The organism is Fulvivirga aurantia (genome assembly GCF_009711475.1).
GTDB lineage: Bacteria > Bacteroidota > Bacteroidia > Cytophagales > Cyclobacteriaceae > Fulvivirga > Fulvivirga aurantia.
The window spans coordinates 1-5,225 of record NZ_SMMD01000654.1 but is presented as its reverse complement, the minus strand read 5'-3'; the positions used below and the strand labels follow the sequence as shown (position 1 = coordinate 5,225).

6 protein-coding genes are annotated in these 5,225 nt (G+C 38.8%); all 6 read left to right on the top strand.

The genetic code is table 11. The features are described from left to right. The coding region (locus E1176_RS20565) for a hypothetical protein (protein WP_185152670.1) at positions 1 to 377 on the top strand (377 nt) is incomplete at its 5' end. 30 nt (positions 378 to 407) lie between these two features. Then, a complete protein-coding gene (locus tag E1176_RS06615; protein ID WP_155209816.1) occupies positions 408 to 899 on the top strand; it encodes a hypothetical protein in 492 nt (163 codons plus the stop codon). A gap of 9 nt (positions 900 to 908) precedes the next feature. After that, a complete protein-coding gene (locus E1176_RS06610) occupies positions 909 to 1,841 on the top strand; it encodes a hypothetical protein (protein ID WP_155209815.1) in 933 nt (310 codons plus the stop codon). Between the two features lie 34 nt (positions 1,842 to 1,875). Beyond that, entirely contained in the window at positions 1,876 to 3,120 is a 1,245-nt protein-coding gene (gene xseA, locus E1176_RS06605) for an exodeoxyribonuclease VII large subunit (protein ID WP_155209814.1), read from the top strand. After that, positions 3,113 to 3,307, top strand: coding sequence for an exodeoxyribonuclease VII small subunit (xseB, locus tag E1176_RS06600; RefSeq protein WP_155209813.1), 195 nt, complete (start codon positions 3,113 to 3,115; stop codon positions 3,305 to 3,307). The genes xseA and xseB overlap by 8 nt, the downstream gene beginning before the upstream one ends. A gap of 103 nt (positions 3,308 to 3,410) precedes the next feature. Beyond that, positions 3,411 to 5,225, top strand: a 1,815-nt coding sequence (locus tag E1176_RS06595; protein WP_155209812.1) for a M1 family metallopeptidase, incomplete at its 3' end; no start/stop codon positions are given.

The window sequence follows — 5,225 nt, the reverse complement described above, 5'->3', positions numbered from 1 at the left end:
ATAAGTATTTTGAAGACTTACCGGGTATCATTCAGGCTAAAGCTGTAAAACAGCAAAAGCAACCACAATTGATTTTTGTGAAAAGCCTGAAGTATGCACTACCTGCTTTGGCTCTCATTTGTGTAATTGCTTATTTCGGAGGCTTTTTCAGCGTAGAGACCGCAGAACCACAGGAGTTACTAGCTGAAGTAAGTACTAACGATCTTATAGATTATCTGGAAAGTACAGATATCACTAGCGATGAAATTTTAGAAAACATCGATTTAGAGTCTTTGGATTTGGAGTTTGGTACAGAGTCTCAAATTACTGACGATCTTAATGAAGAAGACCTCGAGTTGTTATTTGAAGAATATATAATAGAAGAAGAAATACTGTAATGCCACGGCAATACAACTAATTATACAGCTATGAAAAACATCATTTTATTACTTGTAACATTAAGCTTCGCTACAGTTGCATATGGTCAAAATACCACGGCTAGAGAAAAAATTGAAAGTGCCCGCATTGCGTTGATTACAGAGCGCCTAGGCCTCACACCTGAGCAAGCAGAAAAGTTCTGGCCACTCTACAATGAGTTTAGAACTAAAAATGAGGCGCTCAAAAAAGAGTATGAAGTGGCTAAAAGAAGTCTTGATCCACAAACGGCTACCGATAAAGATAAAAGACAACTTCTTGAATTAGGCCTTAAATTAAAAGAGCAAAAGCTTCAGATCGAGAAAGATTACTCCGGTCGAATGCTGAGAATCATCAGCGCTCAACAAATCATGTCTTTGAGAAAAGCCGAAGATGATTTTAGGCGGATGCTTCTCGATCAGATACAAAAGCGGAGATTACAGCAAGGCCGCAGAAACCAAATACGTGACAAAGTAAGAGACAGGAGAAACGGAGACGGTAATTAAAAACACTACATGCTTATAAAGAACCTTAATTGTTGCCTTTTGGCTGCCTCTCTCTTTCTATTACCTATTTTCTGCACTGCACAAGATGGTTTTACTGAAGAAGAGCAAGCAGAACTGGATGCCTTAGATGCTTTTCTTACAGATGTTGACTCAGCTTCTATGATTAGCCTTTTGGATAGTCTCGTTAAGCTCGATGATCTAGAGAATCGATCTCAACTTGCTTTGAAATTAGGCTACAACAGTGAATCTATCATAGACAATAGAGAATCTCTGGGTACAGAAAACGGGCTCTTTTCTGGCATTACTTACTATCATAAAAGCGGCCTTTTCTTAGATGTTATCTCCTTTTGGAATTCACAATTCGAACCTAAAAATTACTTAACGACAACGAGCATTGGCTATCTGGGCACAATAGGTAAAAAATGGAGTGTTCTTGCCAGTTACGAGCATTATTTTTTTAACGAAAATGCAGAATCAGAAGAGATAGAATTTCCTTTTACGGATGGTCTTAATGCCTCTGTCTATTTTGTCGAAAAGTATTTCGAGTTAGGGGCAGATTATACGATCATCTTTGGAGATACCTTTAAGTCACATAAATTAAATTATAGCGTTACTGGTAATTTTACTTTTAAAAATGTGCCTTTGGCCGACCGACTTACCTTGAGACCAGCGGTTGCCCTATTGTGGGGCAATCAGATTTTTACACGCTTAAAAGTAGACAAGCGATTTATCAACCCAAGAAAGAGGTTTTCTTTTGTAGATGAAAATGTGTTTGGCTTAATGAATATCGGCTTTATACTTCCTGCTTACCTTCAGTTCAATTCATTAAATGTGGGTCTCTCCTACCAGTTTAACCTTCCACAGGAATTAGATGGTGAAGACCTGGCCTACACAAACAGCAATGTTTTCAATCTAAGTCTTTCATATTTCATTAAACTTTAAGTGCATTAGAGCATAATTAGTAGCTTTGAAGCACATGACAGATAAGCTCTCATTATTTGAACTTAACAAACTGGTAAAAGCCACTCTCGATGCAAACCTGGCTCCATCTTACTGGGTGGTTGCTGAGATTGGTGAGCTCAGAACCAACTACACAGGGCACTGCTATTTAGAGCTGGTAGAAAAAGAAGATGATAAGGTCATCGCCAAGTCACGAGCGACTATTTGGGCCTATACCTATCGCAATTTATCGACATGGTTTGAAGGAATGACTGGTAAAGCACTTCAGCCGGGCCTTAAGATACTTTGTAATGTATCAATCCAATACCATGAGCTCTATGGTTTCAGCCTTAATATAAAAGACATCGATGCTAACTTCACATTAGGCGAAAGGGCCAGAAAGCGGAAGGAAATCATTGATCGATTGGTAGCTGATGGCATTTTTGATATGAACAAGAGTTTATCTCTTCCTCAGGTACCTCAAAATATTGCCATTATTAGCTCTCCTACTGCTGCCGGCTTTGGAGATTTTGTCAACCAACTTGAATCAAACAGCGGAGGCTATCATTTCAAAATACAGCTATTTAAGGCTACCGTTCAGGGTGATGGTGCGGCTGAGTCAATGATTCAAGCTTTGCATCAGATTCATAACGGTTTAGATAATTTTGATTTGGTATGCCTTATCCGAGGTGGTGGCTCGCAGATTGATCTTGATTGTTTTGATCATTATGAATTGGCTTCACACGTAGCACAATTTCCATTACCGGTGCTTACCGGTATTGGTCATGACCGAGATGAAACCATTGCAGATTTGGTCTCACATACACGGCTAAAAACACCTACAGCCGTTGCGGAGTTTTTAATAAATGGTGTGAGAATATTTGAAGAGGCCTTAGAGGTGCAGTTTTCTCAATTGTATCATTTAACCAATCAAATAATTACTAACCAAAAGCAAAGTTTGCAGCGCGTGACGCAAAACATGAAATCGGCTTCAAAGGAGTTGTTAAGACATGAAAACTCACGCACACAATACCTAAAAGATCGGCTCTTAATGCAATCAAAAAACGAACTTAGAGCTCAACAAAGCCGACTAGAGAATCTTGACAAACATTTGTCGTTGATAAACCCACTCACAATCCTGGAACGTGGCTATACCATAACACTCAAAAATGGTAAAAGAATTGGAACTGAAACTGTGAAGAAGGGTGATGAAATACAAACTATTACAGCGAAGCAGGTGATAAAAAGTAAAGTAGAAAAAGCAGCTAAAAGAGATGAGTAAAAAAGGAAGTTATAGAGAGGCAATGGAAGAAATAGAATCAATTATTGCCAAAATAGAAAATGAAGAACCGGACGTTGATGAACTAAGCAAGCTCGTAAAAAGAGCCGCCAAGCTCATAAAAGTCTGCAAATCTAAAATTAAGGATACAGAGACTGACCTGAGTTCTACTTTGGAAGAACTGGAATAAACCTTTAAAGAATCAGGCAACCGTATTTATAATAACCATTTTTAATAGTAAGGGTAATTTGATAATTTACGCACCCTTAAAATCAGAAACTAAAACATAAACTATGAGAAGAACATATTTAATAGCATTAGTTGCTTTATTTTCTCCAATACTTATGCTTGCTCAGCCACAATCATCTGCGTATTGGCAGCAGCGCGGTGAGTATGAAATGGAGATTGATATGGACGTAACTACCCATAAATTTCAAGGGAAACAAAAGCTTACCTATTACAACAATTCACCCGATACCTTAAACAAAGTTTACTATCATTTATACTTCAACGCATTCCAGCCGGGTAGCATGATGGATGTGAGGTCTCTTAGTATAGCAGACCCCGACAGACGTGTAGGTGATAGAATCTCAAAATTGAGTGATGATGAAATAGGATACCAGCACATTGAGTCTCTAAAGCAAAATGGCAAAGCCGTAACTTACAAAGTAGAAGGCACAATACTCGAAGTGAGGCTCAACAAGCCAATCATGCCAAATGACAAAGCCGTTTTTAAAATGGAATTCGAAGGTCAGGTGCCTGTTCAGATCAGAAGATCTGGTAGAGATAATGCAGAAGGCATTTCATACTCTATGTCACAATGGTATCCTAAAATGGCCGAATACGATTATTTAGGCTGGCATACTAATCCCTACATTGGAAGAGAATTTCATGGCCTATGGAGCGATTTTGACGTTAAGCTTACCATAGATCAGACTTACACTGTAGGTGGAACCGGTTACTTACAAAATGCCAATGACATCGGTCATGGATATGCTGAAGGTGAAGGCAAACCAAAAAATGGTAAACTCACCTGGCATTTTAAAGCACCAAATGTAATAGACTTTATGTGGGCTGCTGACCCGGATTACAAACACACGACAGCACAAGTACCAAATGGTCCTACGCTTCATTTCTTTTATCAGGAAACAGAAGAGAATCAGGAAAATTGGGCTAAGTTGCCGGAAATGATGGTGCAGGCCTTTGAATATCTTAACAAAAACTTCGGCAAATATCCATACGACCAGTACTCATTCATTCAAGGTGGCGATGGCGGTATGGAGTACCCAATGGCAACACTAATTACCGGAAACAGAAACTTTAACAGCTTATTAGGAGTGTCGGTACATGAAGCGATTCATAGCTGGTATCAGGGTGTGCTGGCTACAAATGAGAGTCTATACCCATGGATGGATGAAGGTTTTACTTCCTATGCATCTGATGAAGTAATGAAGCATTTACTTAATCCTGATAGTGATTCAGACCCACACACGGGTTCGTATAGAAATTATTTCTTCCAAGCTAGTAGTGGCAACGAAGAAGCACTTACGACACACTCTGATCACTATAATACTAACAGGTCTTATGGTATCAATTCATACTCAAAAGGTGCGGTATTCTTACACCAACTAAGCTATATAATTGGTCAGGAGACTTTTATGAAAGGTATGAGAAGGTATTACAATACCTGGAAGTTTAAGCATCCTACTTCTGTAGACTTCATTCGCGTAATGGAGAAAGCCTCAGGAATGCAGCTTGACTGGTACCTTGAGCACTTTGTTTATTCTACTAACCAGATCGACTATGGTATCAAAACAATTTTAGGATCTGACGATGCTACATATGTGACATTGGAAAGAGTGAAGAATATGATGATGCCTATCGACTTATATGTAGAGTATGAAGATGGTAGCCGTGAGATTTATTACATTCCGCTTAGAATTATGAGAGGTGCTAAAGATGTAGAAGATCAAAATGTACAGCGTATGACATTAGAAGAGTGGCCTTGGACAAACCCAAGCTACACGCTCAAAATCAATAGAAAAGCATCAGAAATCAAAAGCATAGAAATTGATGCTTCTGAGAGAATGGCTGATATTGAAAGAGCT